Here is a 17,666-nt window from a genome sequence, read left to right on the forward strand (position 1 = left end):
CCGTGCCCGCTCAAGAAGCCTCCGCGGCCCCCCGGCCTTTCCCCGCGACTGCTGGCAGCACCTTGACCTTTTGCCCGGACTGCAGCCCCTCGGCGCCGCGCACCACTACCCTGTCACCGGCGGCCACATCGCCCCGCACGGCAATCCAGGTACCGTCGCCACTGCCGGTCGACACCGGCAACCGCTCGGCGGTGCTCTCAGCACTTACCCGGAAGACGTAGGCACTGCCATCGCGCAGGACCAGCGCGTCGCGAGGCACGGCCACCACCTTTTCAGCGGCGGACAGCGGCACCGCCACCTGCACCGGCATGCCGGGAATCCAGTGCCACTCGGCAGCCGCCGACGGGGGCAGCGAAACCATTAGCTTCACCCGCCGGGAGCCGGCTTCCGCGACGGGCACCAGCGCCCGCACCTTTCCATGCCGGGGAGCATCATCCTGTTCGCTGCCGGCCTGGGGCATGGCGTCGCTGCGCAGGCTGACGACGTTGTCGTCCCGCAGCAGCGGTAGCGCGCGCATGGGAATTTCCGCCTCCACCTCAAGCTGCGACATGTCGATGATGCGCAGCAGCGGCGCACCGGTGCGGACATATTCGCCGGCCTGTTGCTCCCGGCTGACCACCAGTGCATCGAAGGGTGCGACCAGCGTAGTCCGGTCCAGCTCGTAGGCAGTGCGGTCGCGCTGGACGCGGGCGGCGACCAGGTCCTGGTGCACGGCCTCGCGCTCGGCCTGCTGTTCTTCCAGCGCCGCCCGGGAGGTGTTGTTGGCCTCACTCAACTTTTGCAACCGCGCCAGCTGGGCATCCATATATTTCAGCCGCGCCTGTAACCGCCGGACCCGACTCTCGCTAGCGCGCAGCTCCAGCCGCCAGCGGGTGGCGTCGAGCTGCGCCAGGCTGTCACCCGCCCTGACCAGGGTGCCCGGCTCGGCGACAAACTCGAGCGCGCCGTCCTGCTCCGAGGAAACCGTAAGGTCGCGGCGGCTGACCACCCTGCCCGCCGACCACTGGCGGGGGGCTATCTCGCGCAACCGGGCCTCATCGGTCGCCACCGCCACCGCGCGGTCTTCGCTGGCTGCGGTGAGGGGGAAGCCCGCCAGGGCGGCGACCAGCATGGCGGGCAGCGCAAGCCGCGATGTGCGGCGCAGTGAAACAGTGGTCATGAATCGGTCCTCAGGTCCGTGGGCGCACGCCCCGGGAAAAAGCGGCGCAGGGGCAAGGCGCCGGTCTGCAGCAGCGCCGGCAGCAGGATCAGGGTAAACAGCGTGCTGAACGCCATGCCGCCGACGATCACTGCCGCCAGGCCGCGGTAAATCACGCTGCCCTCTCCCGGGGCCACCAGTAGCGGCAGCATGCCGAACACGCTGGTCAGGGTGCTCATGAAAATGGGTCGCAGGCGCAGGCGCAGTGCCCTCTCCACCGCGTCGCGGCGGCTGGCGCCCTCGGCTTCGGCGCTGCGGGTCTGGTGCACCAGCAGGATGGCGTTGTTGACCACCAGCCCCAGCAGGATCACGAAGCCGATCATGGTCAGCAGGTCGAGCGGCTGGAAGCCCACCAGGTTGAGCAGGCGCAGTGCCAGCACACCGCCCACGGTCGCCAGCGGCACGGTGAGCAATACCAGTGCCGCATCCCGTAGGGAGCGGAACAGCGCGCTCATCAACAGGAACAGGATCAGCAGGGCCAGGACGAAGTTCTGCGACAGGGATTTCAGCGCCTTGTCCAGGTCGCTGGCGTTGCCGCCGACCAGCACACTGCCGTCGGCGGGCATGGCAGCGCGGATGCGCGGCAGGATATCCGCGTCGATCTGCGCCCGCACCTCCTCCAGGGAGACATCGTCGGGCGGCACGATATTGAGCGTAATGGTGCGCCGGCCATCGACCCGGCGCAGGCTGCCCGGGCCGACGGTGCGGTCCACACCCGCCAGCTGCGACAGTGGCACTATCTCGCCGCGCGGCGTGACCAGCGGGGTATTCTCCAGCTGTTCCGGGGTGTTCCACTCGCGCGCCTTGAAGATAACGTCGAGGCGCTTCTCGCCATTGAAATACTCTCCCACGTAAAGGCCGTTACCCAGCGCGCGCACCAGGCTACCCAGGTCGCGGCGGTTCCAGCCCTGCTCGTGGATGGCGCGGTCGTCGGGGTAAACCGTGAGTTCCGGCTCCGACAGGGACAGTCCCGGGTTGGCCTGCACCGGTACCCCGGGCATGACCTCGCTCACTATCTCGACGCCCGCGGCCGCGGCCTGCATCAAGCCGCGGGCATCGCGCGACTGCAGGTGCAAGGCAATGCGGCGGTCACCGCCGAACTGGCCGAACAGGTTGCCGCGGGTGGCGAAGCCGCGGAAATCGGGGATGTCCACCAGCACTTCCTCGCGCATGATGCGCTCCATCTCGTGGACCTGGCCCATATCCTTGACCCGCACCCCCATGGTGCCGCCGCTGGGCCAGGTGAGGATGTAATAGTTTTTCAGCGCCGGCTCGCGCTCACCGCTCATGAACGGCGCCATACGCCGGTCGATCTCGCCGACGATTTCCCGCTCGATGGTGTCGGTATTGGTGGCGGCGGGGAAATTCAGCCAGACATCCACCGCGTCGCGCTTGACCGGCGGCAGGTAGTCCAGTCTCGGCAGCAGCAGCCAGGTGGCGGCGACGGGTACCAGCAACAGCGCCAGGATCACCCGCCAGCGTCGTGCGGCGCTGCCGGTGAGCGCCATCACCCGCGCGGTTATCCGCTCCCACAGCGGCGCCAGCCGGTCGGTCGCGGAAATTGGCGGCAGCCACTGGCGTGCCGCGGCCGGCACCACCGCCATGGCTACCAAAAGGGAGAAAACCACCGCCACGGCAATCGTCAGGGCCAGGTCGCCGAATACCTGTCCCTCGATACTGTCGAGAAAAAATACCGGCAAGAAGATCGCCACCGTGGTGGCAGTGCTGGCCAGCAGTGCCCCCCAGACCTGGCCGGCCCCCTCCCGGGATGCCGACTCCGGGTCGCGACCGCGCTCCCGCAACCGCACGATGTTCTCGAGCACCACGATGGCCGCGTCGAGCACCATACCGGTAGCAAAGGCCAGCCCCGCCAGGGAAATCACATTGAGGCTGCGCCCGGCGGCCGACAGCACCACGAAGGTGGCCAGCAGGGAGATGGGGATGGCTGCCGCCACGATCAGCGTGGCCCGCATCCGCCGCATAAACCACCAGAGGATGCCCACCGCCAGCAGTATGCCCAGCACCAGGTTGCCGCCGAGCAGGTTCAGGGCCCGGTAGACGAATACCGAGGCATCGAACGATTGCACCAGGGTAAGTTTTTCCGGCCCGAGCCGCTCGTTCAGCGCCTCGACCTTCTGCTTCACCCGCTCCAGGGTGGCGAGCATATTGGCGTCGTTGGCCCGGTTGATGCGCAGCGATATCGCCGGGTTGCCGTTCTGGGTGGCGAGGCCGGCACCATCCGACGGGGCGACCCGTACCTCGGCGATATCGCCGAGGCGCACCGGCCGACCATCGCGCCATTCAAGTACCAGCTCCTCCAGCCGGTCGGGCCTGTATTCACCGGCAAAGCGCAGGGTGTAACGGCGTCGGCCCACATCGGTAAAGCCACCGGAAATATCCCGCGCCGACGCCAGCTGCTGGGTCACCAGTGGCAGCTGGACGCCCAGCTCGGCGGCCTTCCAGGGATCGAAGATCACCTGCAATTCCTCGCGCCCGGCAACACCGTGCTGCGCCTCGACGCTAGCCACGCCGGCCACCGCCTCCAGCTCCGGGCGGATAACATCATCGATCATGCCGGTGTAGTCGTGCAGGCTGCCGGGATTGCCGGGCAGCTTCTGCAGGAAGAAGTAGGTCAGCGGCGTGGTGGCCCCGCCCCAGCCGCCGAGCATTACCCGCGGCGGCTCGGCATCGCGCGGTAGCGGCGGCAGGCTGCTCATGCGGCTGATGACATCGATCAGCACCGAGTCCATGTCGGTGCCCATGGAGAATTCCAGGTTCACGGTAGCGCCGCCGCGCCCGGCATTGACCTGCATCTGTTTCAGGCCGGTCAGCCCCTGCAGCACCGACTCGATCGGCTCGACGATCTCCGCCTCCACCTCTTCGGGCGAGGCCGCGCGCCAGCCGGCCCTGATGGTCACCTGGGGATTGTCGATGTCGGGAAACAGCTGGACCGGCAGCCGGCTGGCAAGGAAGGCACCCAGCAGCACGGTCAGCACCACTGCCACCGCGGTGGCGGCGGGATTTTTCAGAGCGGCGGAAGTGATGGCCATACCGGGAACCTGCTGTTGTTATCTGCCGGCAAGGCTAACGGTTGGGGGCGCGGCCGCAACCGGGATGCGACCAGTCGCCGGCATTTCTCGATCAAGCTTGGGAGCGGGGACACAAAGGGATTAAATGGGCGGCAAAAGACGCGGCGGCAGGAGCCGCCGCGGAGGGGAATCCTAGAGGAAGTGCTGCACCTTGGTCTTGTAGCTGCGGCTCATCTTAAGCCGCTCGCCGTTGTTGAGCACCAGGTGGTATTCACCATTGATATGCGCGCAGATCTCGCGCACCCGCCCCAGGTTGACGATGGTGGAACGGTGGATGCGCTGGAACCTGCCGGGGTCGAGCTGCTGTTCCAGCTCTTTCATGGTGATGCGCATGACATGGGTCTCACCGTTGGCGTGCACGCACATATAATCCCCCGCCGCATCGATCCAGTCGATATCGGCGGCGGGCACCAGGGTGATCCGGCCGGCGTCCTTGATGGCAATTTTTTCAGGGTAGCGGCTGCCGCCCAACTCACCCTGAAAAGCCCCGGCGGCCAGCTTCTGTTCGAGTACCTCCGGTGATTCGCGGGTGAGGTCGGCTACCGCTTCGAGCAGCTGCTCGCGCTGGGTGGCGATATCGGCGCTGGCGAGCTTTTCCCGCACCCGTTCCAGTGCCTGGCGCAGGCGCTCGTCCTCCAGCGGCTTCAGTACGTAATCCACGGCATTGACTTCGAAAGCCTCCACCGCGTACTGGTCGTAGGCGGTGACGAACACCACCTGGGGGATTTCCTCCCGGGGGAGTTGCTGCACCAGCTGCAGCCCGTCGATGCCCGGCATCTGGATGTCGACGAACATTACATCAGGCTTGTGCGCGGGGACCTCTTCCAGCGCCTCGCGGCCATTGCTGCACTCGGCCACTATCTCTACATCGCCCAGTGCCTGCAGGCGCAGGCGCAGGCCCTTGCGGGCCAGGGGTTCATCGTCAACTACGATGGCTCTCAGTTTGTCTTGGCTGCCACTCATGTCTGGATTCCTGTTCGAATGGAATTCTTATATGTACCGCCAGCCCGCCCTCGGTGCGGTTGCGGAAGCGTACCTTCTGTTCCGGGCCGTACAGCGCACGCAGGCGCTCGCAGGTATTGCGGATCCCCACGCCCTGCCCCGCGCCGAGCCCGGCCAGGACCTCTTCGGGCGCACCCGGGCCGTTGTCACTGACTTCGAGGAGCAGTTCACCGGCGAAGACGCGCGCCTTGATATTGATCTCGCCGCCCCACTCGCGCTGCGAGATACCGTATTTGATGGCGTTCTCCACCAATGGTTGCAGCAGCAGGCTGGGTACCAGTGCGCTGGGCGCCTCCCCCTCCATGTCGACGTTGACTCCCAGCCGGTCGTCGAAGCGCACTTTCTCGATATCCAGGTAGAGCATCAGCGCCTCCACCTCCTTGGCCAGCGTCACCTTCTGCATGGGGTCATTATCCAGGGAATGGCGCAGGAACTGCGACAGGCGCGACACCATGTCGTTGGCGGTGCGCCCCTGGCTGTCCAGGATCAGCGTGGAGATGGCATTGAGCGTATTGAACAGGAAATGGGGGTTCAGCTGGTAGCGCAGCATCTTCAGCTGGGCCTGGTGTGCCATGGACTCGGCGCGCAGGGCCTTGGCCTGCTGGGTCAGCGAGGTCTGGTAGTACTTGATGCCGTAGTAGAGCGCCGCCCAGGTCATCAGGATCAGGAAGGAGTAGGAAAACCAGTAGACCGCGAGCACCGCCGGATGCTCGTCCTTCTCGGTACCGTAAAGCCAGGCGGAGCCGGCAAACTTGATACCGGCCCAGACCGCCGCCGCCAGCATCACCACGCCGAGGGAACCAAACAGGCGCATTGCCGGCGGCTTGTTCCAGAGCCCCTGGAACCCGCGCCGCATGACCTCCGACAGCAGGACGCCGGATGCGGTGGCCACCGCGATGTAGCCGGTGTGCAGCCAGTGGTTCTCCACCCAGAAGAAGCTGCCCACGAAGGTCAGCAGGGTGTAGCCGCCCCAGCCGGACAGCTGCAGCGCGCGGTACTGCCAGCGGTGTGTGGCGAGCCTCTCGGCCAGCCAGTGAAAGACGTTGTTGCCCATATGCTTCCGCAATTGCGCGCCGATCGCGATCCGCGCGAGAATTCGTATCGGGGACCCGCCGGTCGCCCGTGCAAAGGCAGGGGGCGGGGTGGATCCCAACTCTGGTGACAAATAGTAAATGGCCAGCGGCGCCGACGAAATACCGTCGGGCGCAGCCTCGCAACAGACTGCCGCAGGAGCACCCTTGAATTACTGGCTTTTCAAGTCCGAGCCCGATGAATACAGCCTCGCCGACCTGGCGGCGGAACCCGGCCGCACCGGGCGCTGGGACGGCATCCGCAACTACCAGGCCCGCAACTTCCTGCGCGACCGGGTGCAGGAGGGGGACGGGGTGCTGTTCTACCACAGCGCCTGCCGGGTGCCGGCGGTGGTGGGCACCGCCGAAGTGGTGCGCGCCGCCTATCCGGACCCGGCCCAGTTCGACCAGCAATCGCCCTATTTTGATCCGCGATCGACCCCGGAAAATCCGCGCTGGTTCTGTGTGGATATCCGCTGGCAGGAGGAATTCGCACGGCCGGTGCCGCTGGCAGAGATCAAGGCCGACCCGGCCCTCCGGGAAATGGTGCTGGTGAAGCAGGGGCGTCTGTCGGTCCAGCCGGTCACCACCGCGGAGTGGCGGGCCATCCGGCTTCTCGGGGACTCACCCTGCCCCTGACCCTGCCGGGCTGCGGGCTATACGAAGTCCGCGATCTCCTCCAGTGGCTTCTTGTCGATCGCCGGCACCTCGGCTCCTTCCGCAGGCAGGCCCGCCACCAGGATCATGTAGGGCTTTTCCGTCGCCGGGCGGCCGAGGATTTCGTTCAGGAACTTCATCGGGCTGGGGGTATGGGTGAGTGTGGCCACGCCGGCGTTGTGCAGGGCGGCGATGAGCATGCCGGTGGCAATGCCGACGGACTCCGCCGTGTAATAGTTCTTGCGCCGCTCGCCCTCCGCGCCGCTGCTGAATTTCTTCAGGAACACCACGATCAGGTAGGGCGCCGTTTCCAGGAATGGCTTGTGCGCGTCGGTACCCAGCGGCTCCAGCGCCTCCAGCCACTCCTCCGAGGCGCGACGCTGGTAGAACTCGCGCTCCTCCTCTTCGGCGGCCTGGCGGATCCTGTGCTTGATCTCCGCGCTCTCCGCGACCACGAAATGCCACGGCTGCATGTTGGCGCCGCTGGGGGCGCTGCCGGCGGTGCGGATGGCATCCTCGATCACCGCCCGCGGCACCGGCGCGGCGCTGAAATCCCGCACGGTGCGGCGGCGGCGCATCAGCTGGTAAAACCCACTGGCCCGGCGGCACATTTCCGCCTCTTCCAGCGGCTCGAACTCCAGCGGGGCAAAGTCTTTCCCGGCCATCAGACCACCCCTTTGGTGCTGGCAATAAAGAGGCTGAGCAATGACAGGAAGGTGAGCACGGCCACGATCACCGCCAGCAGCAACAGCGGGCGGAACGGCTTGCGCTCGGTTTCGTTGACACCCGAACGCAGGAACTGGTCGACCCGGGCCTGGTCCTCGTCGGAGAGTTTTTTCTTGTCGCTCATGGCACTCGATTCGTGTTGTTGTTATCGCACCGAGTTTAGGAGAAAGGCGCCGGCGGATAAAGCGTCGACGATGCGGCGTGGCCGCAGGGCAAAAAAAAGCCCCGCAGGGCGGGGCTGACAAGGCTGCTTGGGATACGGGCGGGGGAGCCGCTTACAGCGGGGCTGCCTACAGCAGCTCCTCCTCGATATCCATCAGGCTGTGGCTGCCGGCGTCGACGCTGGCCGCCAGTGCGCGGGTGCGCGTCAACAGGCGCTGGTAGTAGAAACGTGCGGTCTTGACCTGGCCCTTGTAGAAGCTGTCCTGTTCCACCTTGGGCAGGGCCGCTGCAGCCGCCTTCGCCCACATGAAGGCGTAGGCTACATAGCCAAACAGGTGCAGGTACTCCACCGAAGCGGCGCCCGGCGCATGGGGATCCTCCCTGGCGGCCTCGATCATCCGCGCGGTCACGTCGCGCAGGCGCTGCAGCTCTTCGGCCAGCGGCTGCACGAACTCCGCCAGCGGCTCGTGATCGATGTTCGCATCGATAAACGCCTGTACGTCGTCGGCAAACAGATTGAAGAAGGCGCCGCCGTTGGCGACCGTCTTGCGGCCCACCAGGTCCAGCGCCTGGATACCGTTGGTACCCTCATAGATCTGGGTGATGCGCACGTCGCGCACCAGCTGCTCCTGGCCCCACTCGCGGATATAGCCGTGGCCACCGAAGACCTGCTGGCCCATCACGGTGCAGTCCAGGCCCATATCGGTGAAGAACGCCTTGGCTACCGGGGTGAGCAGCGCCACCATGGCTTCGGCATTCTTCTTCTCATCACCCTCGCCGAACTTGGCGATGTCCAGCCACTGCGCCACGTAGGTGGACAGGGCGCGGCCGCCGCCAATCAGCGCCTTCTGGGTCAGCAGCATGCGGCGCACGTCCGGGTGCACGGTAATCGGGTCCGCGGCCTTGTCGGCCTGTTGGGGGCCGGCCGGGGAGCGGCTCTGGATCCGCTCGCGGGCGTATTCCAGCGCGTTCTGGTAGGAGCGCTCGGAAGCGCCCAGCCCCTGGATGCCCACACCCAGGCGCTCGTAGTTCATCATGGTGAACATGGCCGCGAGGCCCTTGTTCACCTCGCCCACCAGCCAGCCGGTGGCGCCGTCGAAATTCATCGCGCAGGTGGCCGAGGCCTTGATGCCCATCTTGTGCTCGATGGAGCCGCAGTTGACCGCGTTGCGCTCACCCAGGCTGCCGTCCTCGTTCACCAGGAATTTCGGCACCAGGAACAGCGAGATGCCCTTGGGGCCCTTGGGCGCGTCGGGCAGCTTGGCCAGCACCAGGTGGATAATGTTCTCGGACAGGTCCTGGTCGCCACCGGTGATGAAAATCTTGCTGCCGCTGATCTTGTAGCTGCCGTCTTCCTGCGGCTCCGCCTTGGTGCGGATAATGCCCAGGTCGGTGCCCGCGTGGGGCTCGGTCAGGTCCATGGCGCCGGACCAGGTGCCCTCGTACATTTTCGGCAGGTACTTCTGCTTCAGTTCCTCGCTGCCGTGGGCATCCAGCGCCAGGCAGGCGCCGGCGGTGAGGACCGGGTACAGCGCAAAAGAGATATTGGCCGCGTTGATCATCTCCTCGACCTGCGCGCCCAGCATCTTCGGCATGCCCATGCCGCCGTATTCAGGGTTGCCCACCAGCGCACCCCAGCCGCCTTCGCAGAAGGTGGCGTAGGCCTCCCTGAAGCCCGCCGGCGTGGTGACCACCCCGTCGGTCCACTGGCAGCCCTCTTCGTCGCCGCTGCGGTTGATCGGGTCCAGCGTGTTGGCGGCCAGCTTGGCCATTTCCTCGAGAATCGCGTCGGCGGTCTCACGGTCCACCGCGCCGGCCAGGCCCGACAGTCTTGCCCAGAGCTCATCCGCCGCAAACACCTCGTGCAGCAGGAAGTTCATTTCCCGCAGTGGGGCCTTGTACTCAGCCATGCTCCCGGATCCTCATTCAGTTGTTTGAAACAGTTGTTTGAATCTAGGGGCGCGGGCGCGACTTGTCAACTGCCAGCAGCGGCAGGAAAGTACGGGAAAGGCATGGTCAGCGCCCGCGCGAGTGGCGGGCGCCGTGTCACTACGGACGCGTGGGGGCGTTAAAGGAGCGGGGCCGGGTCCAGCTGTCCTGCCGCCCGGCGGTAGTCCGCCGCCTCGTCGAAGGGCATCACCCCCAGCAGGGGCGCCGGCAGCAGCTGGCGCAGGGTGCCCAGGTTCTCTTCCGGCCGGGCCATGCCCTCGCGGGCAAAATTGGCCACCCAGCCTGCCAGCTGCAGGCCATCGTGGCGTATGGCCTCTGCGGTCAGGACGGCGTGATTGATGCAGCCCAGCTGCATCCCGACCACCAGGATGACCGGGACGTCCAGCTCCCGCGGCAGGTCGGAGAGAAACGACCGCGGGCCCAGCGGCGTGCGCCAGCCGCCCGCGCCTTCGATCAGCACCAGGTCCGCCCCGGTATTCATCACCCCGCGGCACACCCCCGCCATACGGCTCACGTCCAGCCGCCGGCCGGCTTCGATGGCCGCAATGTGGGGCGCGATGGCGGGCTCCAGCGCGATGGGATTGACCTGCTGGTAGGGCAACTCCATGGTCATCGCCTCCTGCAGCAGCAGGGCATCGCTGTTGCGCAGCCCTTCAGCGGTGGCCTCGCAGCCGGACGCCACCGGCTTGACCGCGGCAGTCTGCAGCCCGCGGTCCGCGCAACACGCAAGCAGGGCCGCGGTGACATGGGTCTTGCCCACCTCGGTATCGGTCCCGGCAACGAAATAGGTTCTGGCCACGGGATTCTCCTCGATTTACTGCAATTTTTTTCTTGACGGCTCTTTAAACGCCGTCTACTTGCTGATAGATTAAACGCTTAGAGCAATTATTGATCAACCGACGGCCCTATATAGCCCGGGGTTAGGATAATTTCTCCAAAAATGTCCGGGCTCCTGCCCGGGCCGGCGATTAGGGACAGCGCTGTCAGCCAGCACGCCGCTATGTCGACACGAAAAGTCGTGAGACACGAAAAGTCGCGCCGCGTGGCCATGTGGCCGCGCGAGAGCAGGGAAGCTGCCTGAACCCGGAACACTGACCATAGAGACACGTTACCGAGACTATGCGATACCTGATCTTTGCCCTGATGATGCTCAGCCCCCTCTTCGCCTCCGCCACCGTGACCAAGGCGGATGAAGTGGTGGTGTACAAGTCCAAGTCACTGATGCAGCTGAAAAAGAACGGCCGTGTGCTCAAGAGCTACCGGGTATCGTTCGGCGACAATCCCCGCGGACACAAGGTGCAGCAGGGGGACGAGCGCACGCCGGAAGGCCGCTACACCCTCGACTGGAAGAACCCCAAGAGCCGTTTCTACCGCTCGATCCATATCTCCTACCCCAACCGGGCAGACAAGGCCCGCGCGCGGCGCATGGGGGTCAATCCCGGCGGCGACATCATGATCCACGGCATCAAGCCGCAGTGGACCGGTATGCAGGATTACCTGAAGAAGATGAACTGGACCGACGGCTGTATCGCGGTCAACAACCGCGAGATGGATGAAATCTGGGCCATGGTGGACACCCCCACTCCCATCTCCATCTATCCCTGATTCCCGTCTGCCCCCGGTTTCCGGGGAACGATCAGATCACGCCACGGGCGCCCGCTGTACAGCCGGCGCCCGTTTTGTTTAGCCCTTCCCCTGCTTCCAGGTCCAGGTACAGCAACTCATAGCTCGCCGGCAGCCCCGCGGGCGTCCGCCACCGCTCGTAGGCCTCGGCCAGGGCCCGCAGCCGGGCCCGACCGGTGAGCCCCCGGCCCGCGGCCCGGTTGACGTTATGGGCGCCTATTGTCTTCAGCTCCCGCATCAGCTGCATCGCGGTATCGAAGTGCAGCACCCGCTCCTCCGCCTGCAGGGACCCGGCGAGGCCCGCAGCAGAGGCCGCGCCGAGCCAGTCCCGCGACGGCAGGAAGCGATTCACGTGCACCGCGCCGTCCACCTGGGCCCAGCTGCACCGCAACTCCGCCAGGGTACCCGGCCCCAGCGTGGCCACCAGGCAGCGGCCGTGGTCGGCCAGTACCCGCTGCAGCTCCCCGAACAGCATTGGCAGCCGGTAGCACCACTGCAGCGCCATACTGGAAAACACCAGGTCGACGCTGCCGTCCGCCAGCGGCAGTTGCTCCGCATCGGCGGCAATGTAGTGGTCCGCCACCGGCCGCTCACGGCGGGCGTACCCCAGCATGCCCTCGGCCAGGTCCAGCGCGATAATCTCCGCTTCGGGAAAGCGCCGGCGCAACAGCTCGCTGCCGTAGCCGGTCCCGCTGCCCAGGTCGAGAATGCGCCGCGGGGCGAACGCCGTTTCCACCCCACCCAGCAGCTGGCGGCATACGGCCCGTTGCAAGTGGGCAGCACCGTCGTAACTGTCGGCTGCCCGGCCGAAGGAGCGCGCCACGGCGCGCTTGTCGAAGGGGGCTGCATCACTGGCGGGCTCACTACATTCCCGCAATAAGGTACCGAGCTTTTCCGCCACCAGTTCCGGCCGCGAAAGCTGCGGCACATGCCCCGCACCGTCAATAATCCCGGTAGCGGCGCCCAGGCGGCGGAATTCATCAGCTGCTGCAGCCGGTACCAGCGCATCGCCGTCGCCAAACAGGTACAGTGCCGGCACTCCGCCATTACCTGCCCCGGCGACCAGGCCGCGATTGTCCCAGCGTCCCAGCGCTGCCAGCGCCTCCCGCCAGCCACTTCCGGAAACAGGCGCGGCCCACTGCTTCAACTGTTTCATCACCGCGCGCATGGTGTGGTCACCGCGCGCCTGCAGGCCGCAGAACTGGGCCTGCGTCGCAGCGGGGTCGGCGGCAAACGAGCGGCAGAAGTCCTCGAAGACACCCGGGTCCATGCCCGGCCAGTCCCCGCGCCGCACGAAGGTCGCGTTGGCCCCGATGGTGCACAGGCCACGAATGACGTTTTGCCCCAGCCGCCTGTCCCGTTCCGCCAGTCGCAGCGCCAGCATGCCGCCGAGCGAGTGCCCCACCAGGACACAGGGGCCCGGCAGCCGGCCGGCGATATCGGCAAGCAGGGTGTCGTCGTCGGGCCAGGGTTCATCGGCGCGATCGCCGAACCCGGGCAGGTCAATGGTGACCAGCGGCAGGTCCGTGCGCGCGCGCAGCTCCGTGCACAGCGGTTCCCAGAGACGACTGTCGCCGCCCCAGCCATGCAGGAATACCAGTGCCACGGAGTCGTTCACGACCACACCCCCGGGCTTTCGCCATTGATGCCATATTCGACCAGGGCCCCGGCCAGGACCAGCAGCAGGTCCTCGACCTGTTTCTCGCTGTGGGCGGCCGAGAGGGTAATGCGCAGCCGCGCCGTGCCGGCAGGCACCGTCGGCGGGCGGATGGCCCCCACCAGGAAGCCGCGCTCCTGCAGGCGGCCGGCCACCCGCACCACGGTCTCCTCATCTCCCAGCAGCAGCGGCTGGATGGCGGTGGCGGAGGGCATCAGCGGCAAGCCGAGTTCGGCAGCGCGGCGGCGGAACTGCCCGATGCGCTGTCGCAGGCGCTCGCGATGGCCGGGCTCACTCTGCATGATGTCCAGCGCCGCGATGTTGCCGGCGGCAATCGCCGGCGGCATACCGGTCGTGTAGATATAAGGGCGGGCGAATTGCACCAGGTAATCGACCAGCTCGCGGGAGCCAGCGACAAAGGCCCCGGCATTGCCGGCCGCCTTGCCCAGTGTGCCCATCAGCACCGGCGCCTCGTCCTGGCCCAGCCCCGCGGCGGCGGCACTGCCGGCAGCGGGCAGCTCCGCGCTGCCCATCACACCGAAGCCATGGGCCTCGTCCACCATAAGCCAGGCACCGTACTCGCGACACAGTTGTGCCATCTCACGCAGGGGCGCACAGTCGCCGTCCATGCTGTAGACGCCATCCACCGCCACCAGGATATTGCCGCCGCCCCGCTCTTTCCTGTTCCGCTGCGCCCGTTGCAGCTGCCGCTCCAGCGCGGCCAGGTCACTGTGGGCAAAGCGCAGGCTCTCCGCGCGGCACAGGCGGGCACCGTCGATCAGCGAGGCGTGGTTGAGTCTGTCGGAAATAATATTGTCGCCGCGGCCCACCAGGGCACAGATGGTGCCCACATTGGCCAAGTAACCGCTGGAAAATACCAGCGCTGCCTCCCGGCCTGTCAGCCCGGCGATCCTGTCCTGCAGTTGCTCGTGCACTTCCAGGTGGCCATTGACCAGGTGCGACGCGGTAGCCCCCGCCCCCAGCTCGGCACCGGCCTGCTGCGCGGCGATCACCGCGGGGTGGGTGGCAAGGCCCAGGTAATCATTGCTGCTGAAGGTCACCAGCGGCACGCCGTCCACCTCGGCCTGCGGGCCGGGCGCCGCGGCCAGGGTTTTCAGTTCCCGGTAGAGGTTGCGCTCGCGGCGCTCGGCGAGGCGCTGGCGGAGTACTTCCGCCAGCGGTGCGGTGGAGGTCATTTTGCCGCGTCGTAGAAGAAAGGATCGTTTTCCTGTTCGCTGATACGTGCCGAAAGCTCGGCCTCCACTTCGGCCTCGTCCGCGTACTGCTGGTACTCCTCCGGCTTGATGCCCAGGCGCGCGAACAGCTGCATATCCTCGTTGGCCTCGGGGTTGCCGGTGGTGAGCAGTTTCTCTCCGTAGAAGATCGAGTTGGCGCCGGCCAGGAAGGCCAGCGACTGCATCTCATCGCTCATGGCCTCGCGCCCGGCGGACAGCCGCACATGGGACTTCGGCATCATGATGCGGGCCACGGCAATGCAGCGGATAAATTCGAACGGATCCAGGTCTTTTTCATCCTCAAGCGGGGTACCGGCCACCTTCACCAGCATATTGATGGGCACGGATTCCGGGTGCTCCGGCAGGTTGGCCAGCTGCATCAGCAGCCCGGCGCGGTCCTTCTCACCCTCACCCAGGCCGACAATGCCACCGGCACAGACCTTCATGCCGGCGGCGCGCACCCGGTCCAGGGTCTCGAGGCGATCCTGGTAAGTCCGGGTGGTGATGATCTCGCCGTAATATTCCGGCGAGGTATCCAGGTTGTGGTTGTAATAGTCGAGCCCGGCCTCGGCCAGCTCCTTCGCCTGTTCGTCCTTCAGCATGCCCAGGGTCATGCAGGTCTCCAGCCCCAGGGCCTTCACCTCCCGCACCATGCGGGTGACGTAGGGCATATCCTTCTTCTTGGGCGAGCGCCATGCGGCGCCCATGCAGAAACGGGTTGCACCGCTGGCCTTGGCCGCGCGCGCCTCCTCAACCACCTTTTCCACCTTCATCAGCTGCTCCCGCTCCAGCCCGGTGTCGTAGCGGGCGCTCTGGGGGCAGTAGGCGCAGTCCTCGGGACAGGCGCCGGTCTTGATGGAACACAGGGTGCTCACCTGTACCCGGTTCGGGTCGAAATGTGTGCGGTGTACCTGCTGGGCGGTAAACAGCAGGTCGTTGAACGGCAGCGCGAACAGGTCCAGGACCTGCTGGCGAGTCCAGTCGTGGCGCTCCTGGAAATAGACAGAGGAGGCGACTGGCATTTGCTGGGCGGCGGTCACGGGGGTTAGTCTCCCATCGGTTATTGATGCAGCTTTGTTATGGACGACCGGGTCACCCCGGAAGCTGCCAGTGTAGCGGTGACCCCATCGCTGTCAACCAAGCAGCCAGGGAATGGTTTACAGGGTGATTGCACGTTTTCTGTCACGCCGGCTGGCGCTGTGCCTGCTGTGCCACGGCCCCGCCGGGAACGAGGCCGGCATCTGCCGCGCCTGTGCCGCGGAGCTGCCGGTGTTGGGGAGCGCCTGCCCGCGCTGTGCGCTGCCACTGCCCACCGCTGCGGCCTGCCCCGGGTGCCTGCGCCGCCCGCCCGCGATCGGCGCGGCCCGCTGTGCCTGGCACTATGCGTACCCGGTGGCCCAGCTGATCCGGCGCTTCAAGCACGACGGCGACCTCGCCGCGGGGCACAGTCTCGGCCTGCTTGCCGCCCGCCAGCTGCGACCCGTGGAGCCACTGCCGGACCTGCTGGTGCCGGTGCCACTGCACTGGCGCCGCCGCTGGCAACGGGGCTTCAACCAGGCCGAGCTGGTGGCGGAGGCACTCGGACGCGCCTGGCAGCTGCCCGTAGGTCGGCGGGTAATGTGCCGGATACGGGCCGGTGCCAGCCAGCAGGCACTCGATCGCCGGCAGCGACTGGCCAACCTGCGCGACAGCTTCAGCGTGCGGGGCAAGGTGCAGGGGCTGCGTATTGGCCTGGTAGACGATGTCATCACCACCGGCGCCACCCTCGATGCCGCTGCCGCGGCCCTGCTGGACTCCGGCGCCTTGTCCATAAGCGCGTACGCGCTGGCCAGAACCCCCTGAACGACCCTGCCCCGGGCAAATAGACCGAAAAGGCAGATCCCGTCAGAATAGCCGCCCGGCAGACTGGGACCAGTGTCTCAATCCCAGCACTGCTAACGTTATATTTAGTGACCAGCCGCTCGCACGCCGTCGAGCGCCAGATGGGAACCCAGTGATGAGTGACAACAAGCTGCCGCGCAATGTGGTGATCAGCGGTACCGGCCTGTGGACACCGCCCCATTCGATCAGCAACGAGGAGCTGGTCGACGCCTACAATGCCTACGCCGAGCGCTACAACCGGGAGCACGCGGCACAGATCGAGGCCGGCGAGCTGGCGGCCAAGCCACTCTCGTCGGCGGAATTCATCGAGAAGGCCTCGGGCATCAAGAGCCGCTACGTCGTCAGCCGCGACGGCATCCTGGATCCCGGCCGCATGCGGCCCTACCTGCCGGAGCGCAGTGACGACGAGCTGTGCATGCAGGCCGAAATGGGCGTGGCCGCGGCGAAGCAGGCCCTGGCCGCAGCGGGCAAGCAGCCGGAAGATATCGACGCGGTAATCGTGGGCGCTTCCTACATGCAGCGCGCCTATCCCGCCATCGCCATCGAGATCCAGGGTGCGCTGGGCATCGACGGCTTCGCCTTCGATATGGAAGTCGCCTGCTCTTCCGCCACCTTTGCCCTGCAGCGGGCGGTGGATGCCATCTGCTCGGGTTCGGCAACCACCGTGCTGGTGGTGAACCCGGAACTGGCCTCGCCGCAGATCGACTTCACCGATCGCGACAGCCACTTCATTTTTGGCGATGTGGCGGTAGCGAGCGTGGTGGAGTGCGGTGAGACCGCCACCGCCGATGACACCTGGCAGATTCTCGGCACCCGCGCCAAAACGGTGTTCTCGAACAATATCCGCTCCAACTTCGGTTACACCGCGCGCGCGGCAGACGTGGACCCCTTCGGCGAGGGCAAGCTGTTCCGCCAGAACGGCCGCAAGGTATTCAAGGAGGTGTGCCCCATGGCGGCCGCGCATATCGAGAGCCACGTGCGCGAGTCCGGCAGCGAGCCCGCAGAGCTGGCGCGCTACTGGCTGCACCAGGCCAATATCAACATGAACAACCTGATCGCGAAGAAACTGATGGGCGACGGCGCCAGCGAGGAGCGCGCACCGGTGGTACTGGACCGCTACGCCAATACCGGCTGTGCCGGTTCGGTGATCGCCTTCCACCTGTACCGGGACGACCTGCAGCCGGGCGAGCGCGGGGTTATCTGTTCTTTCGGTGCCGGTTACTCGATCGGCAGCCTCGTGGTCGAAAAGACCGGCGGCTGAGTCCCCTACAGGCGGGCGGGCCTCCCCGCCCGCAGTGCCGGCACGGGATGCAACTTTGCCCCGGCTCACCGGTGGCTTTCCCGCTATTTGCAGCTCCCCCCTCCCGCAGCTCCCGCCGACCCTCCCTCGCCACAGCGATCCCCTGGCGCGGCACA

Annotated in this window: 15 protein-coding genes; 4 read left to right on the top strand and 11 right to left on the bottom strand. The window is 66.5% G+C overall.

The window, feature by feature from the left end; translation table 11 throughout:
* Positions 1-10 precede the first annotated feature (10 nt).
* The 4 genes from BLT26_RS12480 to BLT26_RS12495 all read right to left on the bottom strand — a co-directional run bounded on the left by BLT26_RS12480 (position 11) and on the right by BLT26_RS12495 (position 6,343).
* Positions 11-1,159: an efflux RND transporter periplasmic adaptor subunit gene (locus BLT26_RS12480; protein WP_091514721.1), complete on the bottom strand. Its 1,149-nt coding sequence runs from the start codon at positions 1,157-1,159 to the stop codon at positions 11-13.
* Complete coding sequence (locus BLT26_RS12485) at positions 1,156-4,248, bottom strand: efflux RND transporter permease subunit (RefSeq protein ID WP_091514724.1); 3,093 nt, start codon at positions 4,246-4,248, stop codon at positions 1,156-1,158. The genes BLT26_RS12480 and BLT26_RS12485 overlap by 4 nt, the downstream gene beginning before the upstream one ends.
* A gap of 171 nt (positions 4,249-4,419) precedes the next feature.
* Entirely contained in the window at positions 4,420-5,250 is an 831-nt protein-coding gene (locus BLT26_RS12490; protein ID WP_091514728.1) for a LytR/AlgR family response regulator transcription factor, read from the bottom strand.
* Positions 5,210-6,343, bottom strand: a complete 1,134-nt coding sequence (locus tag BLT26_RS12495) for a sensor histidine kinase (protein WP_091514731.1) — start codon at positions 6,341-6,343, stop codon at positions 5,210-5,212. The genes BLT26_RS12490 and BLT26_RS12495 overlap by 41 nt, the downstream gene beginning before the upstream one ends.
* Positions 6,344-6,527: 184 nt before the next feature.
* Between BLT26_RS12495 and BLT26_RS12500 the strand changes: the two genes are divergently transcribed.
* A complete protein-coding gene (locus tag BLT26_RS12500; RefSeq protein ID WP_091514734.1) occupies positions 6,528-6,998 on the top strand; it encodes an EVE domain-containing protein in 471 nt (156 codons plus the stop codon).
* A 17-nt stretch (positions 6,999-7,015) separates the two neighbouring features.
* On the opposite strand, the gene BLT26_RS12505 is transcribed toward BLT26_RS12500, so the two are convergent.
* The 4 genes from BLT26_RS12505 to bioD all read right to left on the bottom strand — a co-directional run bounded on the left by BLT26_RS12505 (position 7,016) and on the right by bioD (position 10,653).
* Positions 7,016-7,681, bottom strand: a complete 666-nt coding sequence (locus tag BLT26_RS12505; RefSeq protein ID WP_091514737.1) for a nitroreductase family protein — start codon at positions 7,679-7,681, stop codon at positions 7,016-7,018.
* A complete protein-coding gene (locus BLT26_RS12510) occupies positions 7,681-7,866 on the bottom strand; it encodes a DUF3094 family protein (RefSeq protein WP_091514741.1) in 186 nt (61 codons plus the stop codon). Before BLT26_RS12510 ends, BLT26_RS12505 begins: the two co-directional genes overlap by 1 nt.
* Before the next feature lie 166 nt (positions 7,867-8,032).
* Positions 8,033-9,814 carry an acyl-CoA dehydrogenase C-terminal domain-containing protein gene (locus tag BLT26_RS12515; protein WP_091514745.1) on the bottom strand — a complete coding sequence of 594 codons (1,782 nt, stop codon included), beginning with the start codon at positions 9,812-9,814 and terminating at the stop codon, positions 8,033-8,035.
* Positions 9,815-9,972: 158 nt separating this feature from the next.
* Entirely contained in the window at positions 9,973-10,653 is a 681-nt protein-coding gene (bioD, locus tag BLT26_RS12520; protein ID WP_091514748.1) for a dethiobiotin synthase, read from the bottom strand.
* A 320-nt stretch (positions 10,654-10,973) separates the two neighbouring features.
* Between bioD and BLT26_RS12525 the strand changes: the two genes are divergently transcribed.
* Complete coding sequence (locus tag BLT26_RS12525; protein ID WP_091514752.1) at positions 10,974-11,459, top strand: L,D-transpeptidase family protein; 486 nt, start codon at positions 10,974-10,976, stop codon at positions 11,457-11,459.
* A gap of 31 nt (positions 11,460-11,490) precedes the next feature.
* Here BLT26_RS12525 and bioC read toward each other — a convergent pair whose 3' ends face one another.
* From bioC to bioB, 3 genes are read right to left on the bottom strand one after another with little or no spacing between them, the layout of a single operon-like run.
* Positions 11,491-13,095, bottom strand: a complete 1,605-nt coding sequence (gene bioC, locus BLT26_RS12530) for a malonyl-ACP O-methyltransferase BioC (protein ID WP_091514755.1) — start codon at positions 13,093-13,095, stop codon at positions 11,491-11,493.
* The gene (gene bioF / locus BLT26_RS12535; protein ID WP_091514759.1) at positions 13,092-14,330 is read right to left on the bottom strand and encodes an 8-amino-7-oxononanoate synthase; all 1,239 of its coding nucleotides are present in this window, start codon (positions 14,328-14,330) and stop codon (positions 13,092-13,094) included. Before bioF ends, bioC begins: the two co-directional genes overlap by 4 nt.
* On the bottom strand, positions 14,327-15,391 hold the full coding sequence (bioB, locus tag BLT26_RS12540; protein WP_091514762.1) for a biotin synthase BioB: 1,065 nt from the start codon (positions 15,389-15,391) through the stop codon (positions 14,327-14,329). The genes bioF and bioB overlap by 4 nt, the downstream gene beginning before the upstream one ends.
* 142 nt (positions 15,392-15,533) lie before the next feature.
* On the opposite strand from bioB, the gene BLT26_RS12545 reads away from it, so the two are divergent.
* Positions 15,534-16,211, top strand: a complete 678-nt coding sequence (locus tag BLT26_RS12545; protein WP_245720701.1) for a ComF family protein — start codon at positions 15,534-15,536, stop codon at positions 16,209-16,211.
* A gap of 154 nt (positions 16,212-16,365) precedes the next feature.
* On the top strand, positions 16,366-17,511 hold the full coding sequence (locus BLT26_RS12550) for a beta-ketoacyl-ACP synthase III (protein ID WP_217631435.1): 1,146 nt from the start codon (positions 16,366-16,368) through the stop codon (positions 17,509-17,511).
* Positions 17,512-17,666 lie beyond the last annotated feature (155 nt).

Origin of the sequence: Microbulbifer yueqingensis (assembly GCF_900100355.1) — a bacterium.
GTDB classification, from domain to species: domain Bacteria; phylum Pseudomonadota; class Gammaproteobacteria; order Pseudomonadales; family Cellvibrionaceae; genus Microbulbifer; species Microbulbifer yueqingensis.

Bases quoted from the DNA above. Each gene is read 5' to 3' on its own strand.
- BLT26_RS12510 (WP_091514741.1), bottom strand. From the start codon at position 7,866: ATGAGCGACAAGAAAAAACTCTCCGACGAGGACCAGGCCCGGGTCGAC.
- BLT26_RS12515 (WP_091514745.1), bottom strand. From the start codon at position 9,814: ATGGCTGAGTACAAGGCCCCACTGCGGGAAATGAACTTCCTGCTGCAC.
- BLT26_RS12485 (WP_091514724.1), bottom strand. From the start codon at position 4,248: ATGGCCATCACTTCCGCCGCTCTGAAAAATCCCGCCGCCACCGCGGTG.
- BLT26_RS12525 (WP_091514752.1), top strand. From the start codon at position 10,974: ATGCGATACCTGATCTTTGCCCTGATGATGCTCAGCCCCCTCTTCGCC.
- bioB (WP_091514762.1), bottom strand. From the start codon at position 15,391: ATGCCAGTCGCCTCCTCTGTCTATTTCCAGGAGCGCCACGACTGGACT.
- BLT26_RS12550 (WP_217631435.1), top strand. From the start codon at position 16,366: ATGAGTGACAACAAGCTGCCGCGCAATGTGGTGATCAGCGGTACCGGC.
- bioF (WP_091514759.1), bottom strand. From the start codon at position 14,330: ATGACCTCCACCGCACCGCTGGCGGAAGTACTCCGCCAGCGCCTCGCC.
- BLT26_RS12505 (WP_091514737.1), bottom strand. From the start codon at position 7,681: ATGGCCGGGAAAGACTTTGCCCCGCTGGAGTTCGAGCCGCTGGAAGAG.
- BLT26_RS12480 (WP_091514721.1), bottom strand. From the start codon at position 1,159: ATGACCACTGTTTCACTGCGCCGCACATCGCGGCTTGCGCTGCCCGCC.
- BLT26_RS12495 (WP_091514731.1), bottom strand. From the start codon at position 6,343: ATGGGCAACAACGTCTTTCACTGGCTGGCCGAGAGGCTCGCCACACAC.
- BLT26_RS12490 (WP_091514728.1), bottom strand. From the start codon at position 5,250: ATGAGTGGCAGCCAAGACAAACTGAGAGCCATCGTAGTTGACGATGAA.